Origin of the sequence: Niabella beijingensis, assembly GCF_020034665.1 — a bacterium.
GTDB classification, from domain to species: domain Bacteria; phylum Bacteroidota; class Bacteroidia; order Chitinophagales; family Chitinophagaceae; genus Niabella; species Niabella beijingensis.
In genome coordinates this window covers 581,381-597,647 of record NZ_JAIQDI010000002.1, presented here as the reverse complement: position 1 = coordinate 597,647, position 16,267 = coordinate 581,381, and the positions used below count along the sequence as shown (strand labels likewise).

The 16,267-nt window shown below is 48.2% G+C and carries 10 protein-coding genes; 3 read left to right on the top strand and 7 right to left on the bottom strand.

Translation table 11 applies throughout. From position 1 onward, the window contains the following. The first annotated feature begins 82 nt into the window (after positions 1 to 82). The 3 genes from K7B07_RS18565 to K7B07_RS18555 all read left to right on the top strand — a co-directional run bounded on the left by K7B07_RS18565 (position 83) and on the right by K7B07_RS18555 (position 4,271). The gene (locus K7B07_RS18565) at positions 83 to 1,669 is read left to right on the top strand and encodes a Na+/H+ antiporter (RefSeq protein WP_223712026.1); all 1,587 of its coding nucleotides are present in this window, start codon (positions 83 to 85) and stop codon (positions 1,667 to 1,669) included. 206 nt (positions 1,670 to 1,875) lie between these two features. Beyond that, complete coding sequence (locus K7B07_RS18560; RefSeq protein ID WP_223712025.1) at positions 1,876 to 2,283, top strand: VOC family protein; 408 nt, start codon at positions 1,876 to 1,878, stop codon at positions 2,281 to 2,283. A gap of 779 nt (positions 2,284 to 3,062) precedes the next feature. Further along, positions 3,063 to 4,271 carry a purple acid phosphatase family protein gene (locus K7B07_RS18555; RefSeq protein WP_223712024.1) on the top strand — a complete coding sequence of 403 codons (1,209 nt, stop codon included), beginning with the start codon at positions 3,063 to 3,065 and terminating at the stop codon, positions 4,269 to 4,271. A gap of 273 nt (positions 4,272 to 4,544) precedes the next feature. Here K7B07_RS18555 and K7B07_RS18550 read toward each other — a convergent pair whose 3' ends face one another. From K7B07_RS18550 to K7B07_RS18520, 7 genes are all read right to left on the bottom strand, one after another. Continuing rightward, positions 4,545 to 5,426, bottom strand: coding sequence for an AraC family transcriptional regulator (locus K7B07_RS18550; RefSeq protein ID WP_223712023.1), 882 nt, complete (start codon positions 5,424 to 5,426; stop codon positions 4,545 to 4,547). A 317-nt stretch (positions 5,427 to 5,743) separates the two neighbouring features. Next, positions 5,744 to 7,762 carry an FG-GAP repeat domain-containing protein gene (locus K7B07_RS18545; RefSeq protein ID WP_223712022.1) on the bottom strand — a complete coding sequence of 673 codons (2,019 nt, stop codon included), beginning with the start codon at positions 7,760 to 7,762 and terminating at the stop codon, positions 5,744 to 5,746. A gap of 242 nt (positions 7,763 to 8,004) precedes the next feature. Beyond that, the gene (locus tag K7B07_RS18540) at positions 8,005 to 8,949 is read right to left on the bottom strand and encodes a dihydrodipicolinate synthase family protein (RefSeq protein ID WP_223712021.1); all 945 of its coding nucleotides are present in this window, start codon (positions 8,947 to 8,949) and stop codon (positions 8,005 to 8,007) included. A 150-nt stretch (positions 8,950 to 9,099) separates the two neighbouring features. Continuing rightward, positions 9,100 to 10,665: a sodium:solute symporter family protein gene (locus K7B07_RS18535; RefSeq protein WP_223712020.1), complete on the bottom strand. Its 1,566-nt coding sequence runs from the start codon at positions 10,663 to 10,665 to the stop codon at positions 9,100 to 9,102. Positions 10,666 to 10,977: 312 nt separating this feature from the next. Then, positions 10,978 to 11,217: a hypothetical protein gene (locus K7B07_RS18530; protein ID WP_223712019.1), complete on the bottom strand. Its 240-nt coding sequence runs from the start codon at positions 11,215 to 11,217 to the stop codon at positions 10,978 to 10,980. Positions 11,218 to 11,429: 212 nt separating this feature from the next. After that, positions 11,430 to 12,893: a RagB/SusD family nutrient uptake outer membrane protein gene (locus K7B07_RS18525; RefSeq protein WP_223712018.1), complete on the bottom strand. Its 1,464-nt coding sequence runs from the start codon at positions 12,891 to 12,893 to the stop codon at positions 11,430 to 11,432. Positions 12,894 to 12,909: 16 nt separating this feature from the next. Next, a complete protein-coding gene (locus K7B07_RS18520; protein WP_223712017.1) occupies positions 12,910 to 16,131 on the bottom strand; it encodes a SusC/RagA family TonB-linked outer membrane protein in 3,222 nt (1,073 codons plus the stop codon). Positions 16,132 to 16,267: the final 136 nt, after the last annotated feature.

Below are 16,267 nucleotides of genomic sequence, written 5' to 3'. Positions count from 1 at the left end.
ATCAACCGTCATAGCCGGCGGAATGCGTTACTCAACGGACCGGTAGAAGATCATTGGTGATAAAATATTAAACAACGCCTTAATGCATAGTATCCTCCCCTTTCTGCTGGCCATGGTAGTAGCAGTGGTCCTTTTGGAAATGCTGGCAACAAAGCTCCGGATTGCTTATCCGATCTTACTGGTTGTAGCGGGCCTGCTGGTGAGCTTTATCCCGGGATTACCGGTTGTGAAAGTCAACCCGGATCTGATCTTTTTCATTTTGCTTCCGCCCTTGCTTTGTGAAGCAGCATGGTCCGTTTCTTTCAAGGAAATGAAAAAGTGGTGGCGCATCATCAGCAGTTTTGCTTTCCTGGTGGTATTTTTTACTGCATTGTCGGTAGCAGTAGTGGCCAACTATTTTATACCCGGCTTTACGATCGCATTGGGTTTTTTACTGGGCGGCATCGTGTCGCCTCCCGATGCCGTCAGCATAGGAGCCATCACCAAATTTGTAAAGATCCCCAAATCCACCGCGGCCATCCTGGAAGGCGAAAGCCTGCTGAATGACGCCTCTTCACTGATCATCTTCCGTTTTGCGCTCGTTGCCGTGGGCACCGGCCAGTTCATCTGGCATGAAGCGGCTTTCAGCTTTTTATGGATGATCACAGGAGGCATCGGCATCGGGCTGGCGCTGGGATGGGTCTTCATGCAGGCGCACAAGCGGCTGCCTACGGATGCTCCTTCCGATATTGCCTTTACACTTATTGAACCTTATTTTCTGTATTGGGTGGCAGAGCAGGTGCACAGTTCCGGGGTTTTGGCCGTCGTAAGCGGCGGTCTGCTGATGTCTACCCACCGCTTCTCGTTTCTCAACAGCACCAGCCGGATAAAAGGGTACAGCGTGTGGGAAAGCTTTATTTTCATACTCAACGGGATTGTATTCCTCATCATCGGACTTGAGCTTCCGGAGATCGTGCAAGGATTGCGTTCAAAAGGTATTTCGCTGCATACAGCCATCGGTTATGGCGTACTGGTGACCGCCGTACTGATACTTGCCCGGGTCATCAGCTCCTATGCGGCTCTGATAGCAACGCTTATCTTCCGGCCGAGCGTGGCGCCCCGTGTATCCTCCAGGAACAGGCGCTGGCTGATCCCCGTTTTCCTGGGGTGGACCGGCATGCGCGGTGTTGTATCGCTGGCAGCTGCCCTGGCCATACCGGTAACATTGAACAACGGCATGGCCTTTCCTCACCGCGATCTTATCCTCTTCATCACTTTTGTTGTGATACTGCTTACACTCGTGGTGCAGGGGTTAACGCTGCCTTATGTGATAAAACACGGGCGCATGTTTGAAAACTTTCCGGAAGAACCGCGGGAAACGGCCAAGCAGCAATTAAAACACGGATTACGGCAGCATACCTATCAATTCCTTCAGGGCAAATACGACCAGGACCAGCAGGAACTGGCGGGAACGAGAAACATGCTGCAGCACTGGGAAGCCAAACTGAAGGCATCCGATGATGAACGCATGAGTCACCCTGCAAGGATCATCTTCCTGGAAATGCTCGAAAGTCAGCGCCGGTACCTGACGGAATTAAACAAAGATCCGGCCTTTGATGAAGCCATCATCCGTGAACAGCTCTTCCTGATCGACCTGGAGGAAGAACGGATAAAGATGTTGTACCAGTAAGCGGATTGCGGTCAAGATTGTTTGCACGATCATCAGGACCCAAAGCCCCGTAAGCCACAGATTATGCAACTTACTTAAATGATATTTCTTTTATCCTGTCGCAAAACACCTGCATTTTGACTTTTTTATACAGCTTCTCCGGAAGCAGCAGGTGTTATTTTTGTATTGCAAACAAGAAATAATTTCATCTTTAAAAACAAAATAAAATGAGCAAGCAGATCTTTATCAATCTTCCGGTACAGGACCTTCAGAAATCAATGGACTTCTATACTGCTATCGGCTTTACCAACAACCCGCAGTTCACAGATGACAAAGGAGCCTGTATGGTGCTGACAGATGCTATTTTTGTGATGCTGCTGACACATGAGCATTTCAGGGATTTTTCGTCCAAAGAGATCGCAGACACACGGAAAACCGTTGCTGCCATTAATGCCATTACCGTCGAAAGCGCAGCGGCCGTTAACGAGATAGCCGACAAGGCTATTGCCGCAGGAGGCAATCAATATGCCGATCCCAAGGACTACGGGTTCATGCAGCAACGGTGCTTTGAAGACCTGGACGGTCACAACTGGGAAGTGATCTACATGGACATGACCAAATTTCCCCAGGGATAATACCACCGCTGAGACGCCGGCAATAAAGCCAGCGTTCTGCACCAGTTTTCTCCCCCTCACGAAGAAACAGGATGCATGTCCTGCTCTTCAGCTCCAGCACTGTCATTTATTTGTACCTGGCAGTGCCGTTGTAATTATTATTTTCTTTAGTTGTATTACTTGTGCTCTGCTATATCCAATGCATTAAAAATCATTAAGAAGTTAAGAACTATTAAGTTCCTCAATGTCCCTTAATCCCTTGATGGTTCAACAACTATTCCCGCGAACTACCTGTCATGATCCATGCTTTAAAAACCATTAAGGAGTTAAGAACTATTAAGCCCCTCAATGACCCTTAACTCCTTAATGGTTCAACAACTATTCCTGCGGACTGCCGGTCATGATCCACGCATTCTAGAACATTAAGAAGTTAAGAACTATTAAGTTCCTCAATATCCCTTAATCCCTTAATGGTTCAACAACTATTCCCACGGACTGCCGGTCATGATCCATGCTTTAAAAACCATTAAGGAGTTAAGAACTATTAAGTTCCTCAATGTCCCTTAATCCCTTAATGGTTCAACAACTATTCCTGCGAACTGCCGGTCATGATCCATGCATTCAAAACCTTTGAAAAGTTAAGAAATAGTAAACCCTCAATGTTCCTTAGGCCCTTAATGGTTCCCCATCATTTCAAACACACTGACCAAATAACACGTAACAAAAAAATCTTTGCCTCCGGGCCGTCTGTATCAAATAAATACTCCAATTTTGCCCGCAACCATCAACTCAAAGTTATCATGAAAGCGAACGCATTAAGAGAGAACAGACGCTCCTTTTTAAAAGGAGGCCTGGCCATTGGCGGAATGGCCATTCTAAATCCTCAAAAAGCCATTGCGGCGGCTACAACATCCGAAGAATCATTCCGGATCATTGCAGGGCCCTATCTTCAGACAAATTTCGGCAACAGCATCTCCATTCTCTGGATCACGAATAAGGAAGCTGCGAGCTGGGTGGAGTATGGTCCGGCAGCAGATCAGCTTACATCAAAGGTTCTTGGTAAAAGCGAACTGGGTTTTAAACCCGCAGGACGACTCAACTGTATCACACTCACCGGTCTGAAACCCGGTGCTACCTATCATTACCGGATCGTTTCAAAAGAGATAAAAGATTTTCAGCCTTACAAACTTACCTATGGCGAAGAGGTACAGGGAGCCACCGAACAATTCGTAAACCCCGACCCCGATAAGGACACGGTTTCTTTTGTAATGCTCAACGATATCCACGACCGCCCCAAATCCATTCCGCACCTGCTGAACCTGGACAAGGGCGCCTCCCGTGATTTTGTATTTTTCAACGGGGATGTTTTTGATTATCAAACAGACGAACAGCAGATCATCGAGCATATGCTGCAACCCTGTATCGATCTTTTTGCAAAACAGCTGCCTTTTGTTTATGTAAGAGGCAATCATGAAACAAGGGGAAAATTTGCACGTGAATTTTCTTCTTATTTTCATCATGTAGCTTACACGGCCTTTTCACTGGGACCGGTGCGCTTTGTGATACTGGATACCGGTGAAGACAAGGAAGACACACACCCTGTATATGCCGGTATTGTTGACTTTGACGGCTACCGCGAAGAACAGGCCCGTTGGCTGGAACAGGAGGTCAGCAGTAAAGCTTTTAAAAGCGCGCCGTTCCGCGTAGTGATGATGCACATTCCGCCCCGCTATTCCGGCGACTGGCATGGCGCCACACATTGTACCAAACTTTTTGAACCGCTGTTTAACAAAGGGAAGGTAGACCTGGTGCTGAGCGGACATACCCACCGGTATAAAGTACACGGGCCCGACAAACAGGCCAACCATTACCCCATTATCATCGGTGGCGGCCCCAAAGAAGGTACCCGTACCATCACGCGTGTCAACGCCACAAAAAAACAACTCAATGTAAGTATGCTCGATGATTCCGGCAAGGAAGTGGGCCGCTACCAGGTGAACAGGAAATAATCTTTAAACGACTATAAAGACCCGAAGCCATATGAAGGTGTTTGCCTTGTGCTGTCTGCGTATTCATTGCCTCCGATGATCCTTTGAAAAAAGGCTCGCAGATGACGCAGATTTACACAGAAAACATGCTACTGACACTAACGGTCTGTAGTAATTCCGTAGTACGTGAGAACTGATCGCTGCCGTAATGATATATCCTGTCAATAACGATGCACGGCGTATTCATTGACCCTTTACCGATATACAACTTCAGGATCGCATAACCGGTGGTGTTCAGGCAGAAAGTTCTTTCCGGTACCGCTTTTTGTATTCAAACGGGGTAAGTCCGGTAACCTTTTTAAAATGCCGGTAAAAATTAGATACGTTATTAAAGCCGCATTCATAGCAGATCATGGCTATGGGGTGGCGGTCTTCAATGATCATCCTGCAGGTATGACTGATCCGTACTTCGGTCAGAAAATCCAGGTAGGTCTTGCTGGTTACGGTTTTAAAATAACGGCAGAAGGAGGTCACACTGAGATTACTGACCGCTGCAGCCTCTTCCAGTGAGATCTCCCGTTTAAAATTGGCAAGTGTGAATACCAGTACATTGTTCAGCCGGGCCGATTCATGTTCATTGGGCTTGTAGAAGGCATGCGCCGAAGCAATAGTGGTAAACTCCTCCTGCTCGCTGATCACCTGTAAGATCTGCAGGAGGATCAGTACCCGTTCAAACCGCGTGGCTTTTACAGAGCGGTACATCAGGTCTTTGATCTGTTCGGCCGAATCGCCGTGAAAAAGCAATCCCTTTTTTGCCAGCTCAAAAACCCGGGGCACCAGGTATGCTTCGGGCAATTCAAAGAATTCCCGGCCGAGGCATTTTGCAGAGAACTGGATCACGATGGCTTCCACCCAGGAATCATCCATTATTTCACCTGCTCCGTTCTCTTTCCCGCGCCATGCATGCGGCAGGTTCTCTCCCAAAAGGATCACCTCCCCTTCTTTAAAGTGCGAAACATTATCTCCGATCAGCCGGATGCCTTCCCCCCTGATGGTAAAATGCAGTTCCAGCTCAGGATGATAGTGCAACGGTCTGCCGAAATTAGGAGCCCGGTCGTGTCGTATCGAAAAAGAATCCTGTATAGGAACCGGTACTTTGTGAAAATGAAGCTTCATAAACTGCTATCGTTAAGTATAAAAAAACAGTCACCCACCCTACAGCTCTTTTATACAAAATTGTCCCGGTAAAACAGCTGTACCTTTCATACGCACTGTAACGAATTTATGCCTAGTTTCCTAAAAAGACAAGTTTTCAGCCATAAAAAAGAAATATCTTTTATCGCTTTATCTTCCTAAATGAAATGATAAGATCGTATAACAAAATGACAATAAAATGGAAAAAACAACGCGCCGTATGACCGAAATTTGCAGCTTGCAACTACGGAACGGTATCACTGCAATATTCCAATTGTACAGGCACTGCTTCCCATCCATCACCTGGTCCGTGTATCATTCTTAAGATAGTAGAGAAATCCGTCTTCCGCTCCCACCAGCAGATCGCGCACCCCGTCTTTGTCCCAGTCGACCGTAGTGGGACTGGTATCATGACCTGCCAGCACCAGTTTTGCCACGGGGCCTTTATCCGCAAAGCGGACCATCCCCTGCCGGGTTCCTTCATTTTTTAAGAAAGAGACATTAACGCTGTTCACCAGCAGGTCCGGCCTGCCATCCCCATCCCAGTCGGCGATGGTAAATTTGCGCCGGCCGCTTTGTCCGAACCGGCCTTTGTTCAGCTGCAGCAGCCCCATACGGGCGGCGTTACTATCGAGGACATGATTATGGTTGAAAACCGCGCCGTTGGTTCCCTCAAAAATATGCCGGCCGGGTTTTAACAGCAGTTGATGGCCTTTTTTAAACCGTTCGAAATACGCCAGGTAACCGGCAGTATCCAGCATAACCAGGTCTGCAAGTCCGTCTCCGTTCCAGTCGGTAACAAATGGTGTGGTACGCCACTGGGTCACCAGCATCTCTTTCTGTGGTGTCCACCAGATCCATGATGGTTTGGGTACACCGGAAGACAGCGGCCATTGTACCTGCACGGGCTGTTCCTTTGCCAGCCGCGGCTGTGTTGCGGTTCCGACATTTTTATACCAGACCACCTTGCCCCATATAGAATTTACGATGATATCCTTCAGCCCGTCCCCGTCCCAATCCGCTACGGACAGGGTCGTGTATCCCCATTTGGCTTCGGCAGGTCCCTGTATGGAACCATTATTACCGGCCTGTATCCGGATCGTCTTTCCTTCGCTTTTTAAGTGTACAGGTCTTGCCCAGCGTGGCATTCCGTCAAACCGGCCCAGGTTTTCGATAAAACCAATATAACCGGCGGAGTTACCGCAGATCAGGTCCTCATCTCCATCACCATCCCAGTCTACACTAAAGGGGGTTACCAGTGCGCCGAATTTTACATCCCCTGCCTCCTGCTGAAAATAATATGGCGATTTGAACACCGGCATCCCGTTCTTTACCCTGCCCGTGTGCTCCACGAGCGCTACACGGCCGTCTTCATCACCGATCACCAGGTCGGTGAATCCATCCTTGTTCCAGTCCACCGCCACCGGCACGATCATCTCAAGGTCCATAGCGATAAAACCGGATTCATTCTTCAGATACCGGCCCGCGGCATATACCGGATGTGCTCTTGTGCCTGTATTTTCAAAATAGGTGAGCTTATCGAGGAACTCCCCGCAAATAAGATCAAGGTCCCCGTCACCATCAAAGTCGGCCATATTTGGAGTGGGAGCGCCGTACACATCCAAGTCGCTACCGTTCACCTGTAAGCGTCCTTTGTTTATATAATCACCATTTACATTCTCTATGAGGTACACAAAGCCGTGCAGGGGCCCTCTCGTCCATTCTCCTTTGCTGTTAAATGCATTGTCCCAGCCGTAATCGCCCCAGTCATCCACACCAATCAAAATATCGTCATCTCCATCGTTATCATAATCCACCAGCTTCCACTGATTGAAACGGTTGTTTCCCGTGTTTGCCTTCAGCACTTCTTTTGCGGAAAACAGGGGTTTCTTATCTCTTTCAAACCGGTTTAAAAAACCGGTCAGTTCCGCTCCGGGAATCAGGAACCTTGGCGTACCGTTTACATAAGAAACCTGTATATCTTTAATGGATTTATTCAGCCATTTCGGTGGTGCGAACACGGGTATGGCAGCCCCGCTGGTATTTTCAAACAGGTAGATCCCGTTGTAGGGCTTGCCCTGACTGGATACCAGCAGGTCCATATCGCCGTCCCCATCGTAATCCACCGGCAGCGGCCATCCCCAGAGCCCCACACCCAGGTCTGTGACCAGCCCGGGGTTGTTATACTTCAGCAACTGAAGGTCGGTATTGCTGTTTTGCTGAGCTGCGGCACTGCCTGTCATCATGCTCATGACCATCGCAAAAAAACAGCGCACCTGTTTTCTCCATACCTGTACTGATCTTGTTTTTTTATTCATTTTATCTTATTGAAAGACGCCCCTCTTTACTCCCGCCCGATGGCTCTAAATGCAAAATACACTCCTTATTGTTTTTTCCGGCCGATATCTTTTGTTGTCAGGGCAACCGCATCTGAATTAACAAAAAGAAGCTTTGTCCCGATCCTGTTATGCCTTTACAGGAAACCGTCCGGTAACCGGAATGTGAGAACGGCATAAGCACTGCCACAGGCCTGACCAGAAGATTATCTTCTCATACAATTTTATTGTGCGCGGACGAGCACACCCGGGATCTTTTCTGCCAGGTCCCGGAACCGGAGTTCCAGCTTTTCCACGTCCTCTTTTATAGCATAAGACACCTGGCTGTTTCCCGATTCCCTGGTATAAACAGAAATATTCATTCCATTTTTCCACAGATAATATTTAGCCGCCTTGGGATAATTCCGGTGCATCACATCCATTTCATCAATAAAAAACTGCTGCACCAGTTGTACTTCCTTTTTTAATGAAGCGTTGTCATAGTGTTTACACAACCATACCACTAGCTCCGGGAAAAAATTTCCCTGGATACAGGAAAGCCCTGCAGATCCGGATCTCAAGGATGCTACCGCGTGTACCATATAAGCGTCGTACAATCCGAAGGAAGGCTTCCCGGCACAAAGCCGGTTCTTTTCCCGCACCTGTTCAATGTTCAGGCAGGTATCTTTATGATAAATGACCCTGCCGGTATTCACCAGCTTTCCCAATAGTTGTGGCGATATGATCCTTTTATAGGGGACAGGGCATTCATAAAAGCCCAGAGGGATATTACCGGTCAGTGAAAGCAGCCGGCCGATCGCATCTTCCAGTACTGTATCGGAGGCCGCTTCTTCGGCCAGCAATCCGGTAAGCACAATCACCGCCTGTACGCCGGTATCATATACCCGTTTTATAAAATCCGCCTGCTCTTTTAACGTGCGTCCGAAATTACCTGCGGCTACCACCGGAACCTGTCCCCCGGCGGCTTTCATTACCCGGCTGATCACCTTCAGCTTTTCGGCATCCGTAAGTTCAAACAGTTCACTGGAAAGACAATTGGCAAACAGGCCTTTTGCTCCTGAACGCAGGTAAAATTCGGTGATACGGTCCAACCCTTCAAAATCAACAGCCCCGTTCTCCTTAAAGGGGGTGAGCATTACGGGCACAAACCCCTTTTCTTTCTTTGTCATTATGATTCGTTTTATTATTATCAACAGTTGCAACAGACAGCCTGTAACGGCTGCTTGTAAACACCGGTTCTTCCGGCTTTGTACGGCAATAGCTCATCCGTCCTGCCCTCCGGATCGGGATGGCAGGTAATAATATCCATGCGATTTATATTATGTTACAGGCAGCCTTTTTTTCTGAAACCTGGTGAACAGCAGGCCGGCGAGGAAGATCACCAATGTTCCCACTACAATGATCATATTGGCATGCAGCGTGCTCTTCACATAATGGTATTCCTCCGGGATCCAGGCAGAAAAGGTCATCCAAAGGATCACAATAATACCGGTGAGCGTAGCAGCCAGCGCCGCGGTGTTGCCGGTCTTTTTGCTGATGATCCCCAGCAGGAACAACCCCAGCATCCCCCCGGCAAAAATGCCCGAAAGCTGCCACCAGATATCCAGCACACTTTTTACTCCGATCATCAGTACCCCGGCGATCATTCCGAGGAGTCCGAATACCACCGTTGCGATATGAAGCAGACGCAGCCCCTGTTTTTCATTCACGGTTCTTTTAAAATATCGTTTGTAAATATCTTCAGCAAACACCGTAGCAGAAGCATTCATGCCTGAACTGATCGTGCTCATACCGGCCGACAGGATCGCAGAAATGATCAGCCCAACAAGCCCGGTGGGTATCATCGTCACCATAAAATGCGGCATTACCTTATCGCCGTAATCGCCGGGAGCCAGCTGCGTCGCCATGGAATTGATCTCTGCCGCTGAGGCGCTTTGTCCCAGCCGCTCCGCCGCCACCTGCAACTTCACTGCACTCAGCAATTCCGGGTTCAGCTGGTAATAGGCATACAGACAGGTACCGATAATAAAGAACAGCAATGATGCGGGAATATAGATCCACACACAAAGCCATATCGACTTTGCCGCTTCTTTTTTTGAAGTGGCTGTGTGGTAACGTTGCACATAGTTCTGATCCATTCCGAAATTGTTCAGATTGATAAAGAACCCGTATAACAGTACCACCAGGAAGCCGGAACTGGTGAAGTCAAGATCCAGCTTGCCCATACTGAATTTGTGCTCCGTTTTTCCGATGTCCAGGATCGCTGCTGCACCGCCGTCTACATTTGAGATCACCAGGTATACAATAAGTAACGCGCCCAGTGTTTTCAGGATCCCCTGCACCACTTCGGTCCAGATCACGGCCTCTATACCCCCCATCACGGTATACAGGATGATACAACTACCGGTAATGAGCATGATGATCTGCATATTAAACCCGGTAAGCGCCTGAAGTGTGAGTGACAATCCAAAAAATATCGATCCCATCCGGGCGATCTGCGTCAGTAAAAAACAGATGACCGCATAAGTGCGTGCCCAGGGACCAAAGCGTTTCTCAAGATTGGTATAGGCCGATACCTCTCCTATGTTCCGGTAGAACGGTACAAAATATTTTGCGGCTACCCAGGCAGCAAGCGGCATGGACAGGCTGAATGCAAAGGCATTCCAGTTGCTCCCGAACGCTTTTCCCGGAACTCCAAGGAATGTATTGCTGCTTAAAAAGGTGGCATAAATCGAAAGCCCGACCGCCCAGCCGGGAATACGGCCGGAGGCTGTTGTGAACTGATCGGCATTTTTGTTCTTTCTTGAAAACAGGTATCCCACCACCACCATGGCAACCAGGTAAAGCAGGATCACACTAAGATCAATCAAAGGCAATTTCTTCATCTGTAAATTTTATCATTCATTGGGAAGCGTTTCCGTTCTGGGTGTAAAAATATCACTGAGGGAGCAGGAAACAATTTAAATATTTGCCCATTTTTTGTACGATCCTATCCCTCTTTTGGGGCTTACAGTTTCCGGATGCCTGCTTCCTGCACAGAGCGGCCTGGACAGTCACAGAACAATTCATACCTCCGCCAACATTATAGCTGCCGGCAACTATAACAGCCGGTGCTCCCATATAAGCAGATGAACAACAATAAAAGCTTTTGAAAATTGCATGCAGCCTGGTATTGAACGCAGCAGGCCATCCGCATTTTAGCGGGAGACCTCTATGATCCCATTAGAAACAAGGTCCTCAACAAAACAGTCGACGGATTCAAACCGGATGGTTGTATTTGCATACAGGGCTTTACGCTCTGAATAACTCTTCATGAAAAGGTCCACATTCTTAAGATAAGTTGTGTCATAGTCATGTTTCATCATCCATTTTACAATATCCGAATTTGTCCGCGCATTCATAAGAACCGTGTTCCGGTTCACAAATCTCACTTTCATGCATACTAGAATTTAAGAAGGCGTTACAAATTTAATGCAAGATTCTGATCTGTTATTAAAGAATCTATTAAATAAATTGAAATTTTTTCAAAAAAAAACGTCTCCCTTTAGAGGAGACGTTGTATAAACGATTCATTGTTCTGTGTTTCTTAGTTTTAAATATTATCAGTGGCTTTTGTTTATAATCCGCTTAAAAATACCGGTTGCATGGCTTATTCCCACCCGGGATTCTCTGTTACCAGGGGTTCCAGGCTGCGGATTGTTTGTCCGACCGGGAACAGCAGCAGGTATTTATCCCCCTCTTTGCCCTGCAATGAAGGCACCATATTGAATACCTGATTGAAACGTATCAGGTCCCACCAGCGCTTACCTTCCGTACAAAATTCTAACAAACGTTCTTTAAGTATGGCAGCGTCATTGGCTTCTTTAGATCCGTTTACGAACAGATGTGTGGCCGCGTCCGCGCCATAGGCGCGCTGCCGCACCTGGTTGATCTCGGCGGAAGGATCCTGTCCCAGCGCATTCTTTGCTTCTGCAATAAGAAGCAGTACATCAGCCAGGCGGTATAAGATCACATCTGTTAAAAAATACCGGGTCCCTCCGTCCACCACACCCCGACCTTTCATGGTAAGCGCACTGATGAACTTATTGGAGTTATCATACAACTCATAGAACGTGGCATTCCGGCGCTGGTCGTCAGAGGTGAACAGATTCCGCACCGGTTCCCGTATCTGCATCACACTGCCGTTTCCGCCCTGGGCCCCGATCACCGTTTGCGCCGCGGCCGGCAGATTGGAAAAGTTGATCAGGTACATATTGGTAAAGTAATTATTGGGGGCCTGGTCCAGCAGCTGAAACCGCACCGCCATCAATACTTCTTTATTTGTTTTATTGGTATAACTGAAAATATCTCCATAATTCGGCAATAGCTGTACATCACTGCTCTTTGCATCAGTGAGCGCCGTTAAAGCCGTATTAAAATCGGCGGCACCTCCACTTCTCAGTTTACCGGTCCACAGGTATACTTCTCCCTTCAGTGCATTGGCTGCAGCTTTGTTCCAGTAAGACCGGGTCGCATCAATCGTATTATCCGGATACAATGCCAGGGCCTTTTCAAGATCATCTTTAATAAGCTGAAAAACCTCGTCCTCTCCGGATCGCGCCACCTGTATCGTTTGGGGATCATATTTTTCTGTAGGTTCCGTACGGATGGGCACACCGCCCCAGGTACGCACGAGTGAGAAATAAATAAAGGCACGCATGGTATAGGCCTGTGCCAGCACATTGTTTTTGGCCGCATCCGAAGAGAACGTGATATCCGGTGTATATTTCAACAGGAGATTCGCCGTATTCACCACGGTATAAAGACTCATCCAGTTCGGCCCGGGGTTGGTCACATTCAGGGTATTATTATAATACCGGTCGAAGGTCAGCGTGCCTGCCGCCGCTGATGTAAGGATATCGCTGCGGCCCTCGCCCATAAAATACAGATCACCGGAAGCCGGTATCCGGAGCTGAAAATACATCCCACGGAGCACGCCCAAAACATCATCCTGTGTTTTGAAAAAAGTGGCGGTGGTTATAATGCTCACCGGCTCCGTTTCGATTCCCTTTCGACAGGAATTGAATAAAAGGATACAGCCCATTATTAAAAAGAGGATTTTTTTATTGTTCATCATACTGTTTTTTAAATTAAAAGGTAGCGCTGATTCCAAGGGTATAGGTCCTGGTAACGGGATAGTGGCCGTTGTCCTGTCCCCCGTCCTCCGGATTGATGCCCGTAAAGGCAGTGAAGTAATACAGGTTGTTACCGGAGAAGAACACCTTCAGATTGCTCAGATGGATCTTATTGATATACCTGGGGAAGGTATAGCTGACCGCTATCTGCCGCAGGCAAAGAAAGTCGCCTTTTTCATAATAGAAGTTATTCCCTCGGAAAATATTCGACGGCTGATCCTGCCATACATAACGCGGCGTCATGGTCACATCACCCGGCTTCTTCCACATATTATCGATATAGCTTTGCAGCGGCAATGCGTCACCCTGGGCCTGTGCATTGGCAAATGCTGCAGGATAATTATAAATGGTATTGCCGGTGGTAAAGTCCGTGCGGATGTTTAGCCCGATACCCTTATAGGTAAAGTAATTATTAAATCCACCGGTCCAGGAAGGATACGGGTTACCGATATAAACGCGGTCCCGGCTGTCAATGACCCCATTCCCATCCGTGTCCTGCCAGATCGCATCACCGCCGCGTTTGAATTTATTGGCATTGGTGGGCACATTATCAGGTATCGCTTTTGCCGCTTCTTCATCGGTTGCATAGACTCCAATCTGTTTATAGGTAAACATATCCCCGATGCGTCCCCCTTCCTGCAGCCCGCCCAGATAGGCATAATCACCGATGGAAGGATCCCAAACATATTCGCCTCCTACCCGGTTGCGGGGAATACCGTTATCCGGTAATTTCAGGATCTTCCTTGTTGTATGCGCTGCATTGAATGAAACATTCCATCTGAATTCAGAGGAAGGCGGGAGCACGTTTCCGTTCAGTTCTATTTCAAATCCTTTATTCTGAAGGCTTCCCAAATTGGTGAAGATACTGGCGAACCCGGTAGATGCCGGCAGGCTTACCGTCGTCAGCAGGTTGTCGGTTTTCCGGTTATAATAATCAACAATAATACTGGCCCGGCCGTTAAAGAAACCGATATCGGCACCGATATCGACGGTCTTGGAACGCTCCCACTGCAGGTCCTGGTTGGGAAGATCCGCGGCCCTGATGATGGACTGACCGCCATACAGACCGCCGGTAGTGATATAGCTTCCATAGGGCTGAAAATCGCCCAGGCCGGAGATATTACCGTTCACTCCATAGCTGGCGCGCAATTTCAACTGCAGTACTTTGGCGATACCCTCAAAGAATTTTTCACGGTCTACATTCCAGCCCGCGGATACGCCGGGGAAAAAACCGAACTTATTATTTTCGCCGAGATTGGAAGCTCCGTCGTACCGCGCATTGATCGACAGCAGGTATTTGCCTTCATAGTCATAATTGATCCGTGAGAACAGACTCTGGATGGCAAGATCAGAGATCGTACTGTTCACTGCTGTTGGCAATGCCGCACTATTCAGCGTTGGGATCAGGTCTGTGGCTGCATTCTGACCGGTTGCCGAAAAAAATGTATTTCTTCTGAAGTAGTGAGAAAATCCTCCTTTTACTTCCAGGTTATGTTTTCCACCGAAGATATGTTTGTAGGTCAACACCCCGTCGGCCTGGTATTGTGTATTCCTTGTAATGCTGGAGGAAGTGTTCCTTGTGGTCACCATCGGACCGATCCCGTTCAGCAATGCTGCCGGTTGAAAACTATAGCTGGGTGCGATATCTTTATTTAAAGAAAGCAAGGGTTCAAAGGATAATTCCCTGGTGATGTCCCATTTCGCTCCCAGCAGATAGGTGGATGTTTCAAACTCCGAATTACCCTTCGGTGCATAAGCTCCTTTGAAAAAATAATCGGGATTACCGATGGACTGGTTTTGTCCGGGTGCAATCGTTCCGTCTTCAAACTGGTATTTTGCCGTACCGGGAAGTGAGGCGGAACGGTAAAAAACATTGGCCAGACTCGATATGGTCTTGCTGTTGCGGTTGATGTACTGTACGCCGCCGTTGATCCGCAGGTTATCAAAGATGCGGTAGCTGCCATTGAAATTAAAACTAAGCCGGTTGTAGTCGGTAATCGTTGCCGTTCCTTCCGAACGTGTATACCCCAGTCCTGTGTAGAAACTGCCCCTGTCGTTGCCACCCGACGCTTCGAGGTAGTGATCGTAAGTATACGCGTTCCGGTAGATCAGGTCCTGGTAATTGGTATCATCATAGATCAGTGTCTTTGTAGGGTCGATCGGGTCCGGCATACTCTTCCATCCTTGTTTCAGTTTGTATTCATTCTCGGGTGTCAGGTACATGACGGTATACGGCGTTTTATCGGTAAGATCGTTCCCTGTACCCGAGGCATTTGCCAGTCCGAGCCGGGTAATGAGACTGGGCGTATATGCTGCCGCGGCCTGTGTACCCAACCGGTTATAATAAATGTAATCCTCCGCATTTGCGTATTTCAGCAAACGGGTGGGCTCTCCGAAGGATCCGTTAAAGGAATAGCCGATCGATGTACGGTTGGCCTTACCTGTTTTGGTAGTTACAATGATCACACCATTTGATCCGCGCGCACCATAGATGGCCGTTGATGCTGCGTCCTTCAGTACCTGTACCGATTCGATCGAAAGCGCATTGACATCGTTCAGTCCGTTCGGACGTATCACGCCGTCCACGATGTACAGCGGGGCTGCTCCGTTGGGGTTATTGATGGAGGTGCCTCCCCTCAAAATGATCCGCGGCGCCGCTCCCGGTTGGCCTCCTCCGGTGGATTGTACCTGGAGCCCCGGTATATTTCCTTCAAGTGCCGCGCCCACATTGGTAAACGTGGCATTCTGCAGTACTTTATTGTCCAGCTTGGCCACTGCGGTGGTAAGCTTTTCCCGCGACTGGGAACCGTATCCGATCACCACCACTTCTTCCAACCGGGATACCTGTTCCTCCATCGTTACATCAATGATACTTCTGCCGGCCACAGGAACTTCCTGTGCCATATATCCTGTACCGGTGAACAGCAGCGTATCTTCTTTACCGGATACCGTTATGGAATACTTTCCATTGCTGCCGCTCATCGCAGAACGCGTTGTCCCTTTTTCCGTTACCGTGATCCCGGGAAGGGAGATACCTCTCCCATCCTTTACAGTACCTGTTACCTGCGAAAAAGCCGTCCCGGAAAACGCAAATGCAACGATTCCCAGCAGTACGGAGATCCTCCATTTTTTTCCGGTACCAACCCGCCGGTACACCATTCGATAAAATACAGTCATAATGCACTTTTTTTTAAACCGTTATTGATAGTGAAAATTACAGTTTAAACATCCTGCATTATGATACGATCCTGTTGCTTTTTTGTATTTTCTTTTAAGGGGTCATTAACAGCGGATCCTAATTGCTCCGCACCTG

Excerpts from the sequence above, each read along its gene's own strand:
- K7B07_RS18565 (WP_223712026.1), top strand. The coding sequence starts at position 83 with ATGCATAGTATCCTCCCCTTTCTGCTGGCCATGGTAGTAGCAGTGGTC.
- K7B07_RS18550 (WP_223712023.1), bottom strand. The coding sequence starts at position 5,426 with ATGAAGCTTCATTTTCACAAAGTACCGGTTCCTATACAGGATTCTTTT.
- K7B07_RS18560 (WP_223712025.1), top strand. The coding sequence starts at position 1,876 with ATGAGCAAGCAGATCTTTATCAATCTTCCGGTACAGGACCTTCAGAAA.
- K7B07_RS18540 (WP_223712021.1), bottom strand. The coding sequence starts at position 8,949 with ATGACAAAGAAAGAAAAGGGGTTTGTGCCCGTAATGCTCACCCCCTTT.
- K7B07_RS18545 (WP_223712022.1), bottom strand. The coding sequence starts at position 7,762 with ATGAATAAAAAAACAAGATCAGTACAGGTATGGAGAAAACAGGTGCGC.
- K7B07_RS18535 (WP_223712020.1), bottom strand. The coding sequence starts at position 10,665 with ATGAAGAAATTGCCTTTGATTGATCTTAGTGTGATCCTGCTTTACCTG.
- K7B07_RS18530 (WP_223712019.1), bottom strand. The coding sequence starts at position 11,217 with ATGAAAGTGAGATTTGTGAACCGGAACACGGTTCTTATGAATGCGCGG.
- K7B07_RS18520 (WP_223712017.1), bottom strand. The coding sequence starts at position 16,131 with ATGACTGTATTTTATCGAATGGTGTACCGGCGGGTTGGTACCGGAAAA.
- K7B07_RS18555 (WP_223712024.1), top strand. The coding sequence starts at position 3,063 with ATGAAAGCGAACGCATTAAGAGAGAACAGACGCTCCTTTTTAAAAGGA.
- K7B07_RS18525 (WP_223712018.1), bottom strand. The coding sequence starts at position 12,893 with ATGAACAATAAAAAAATCCTCTTTTTAATAATGGGCTGTATCCTTTTA.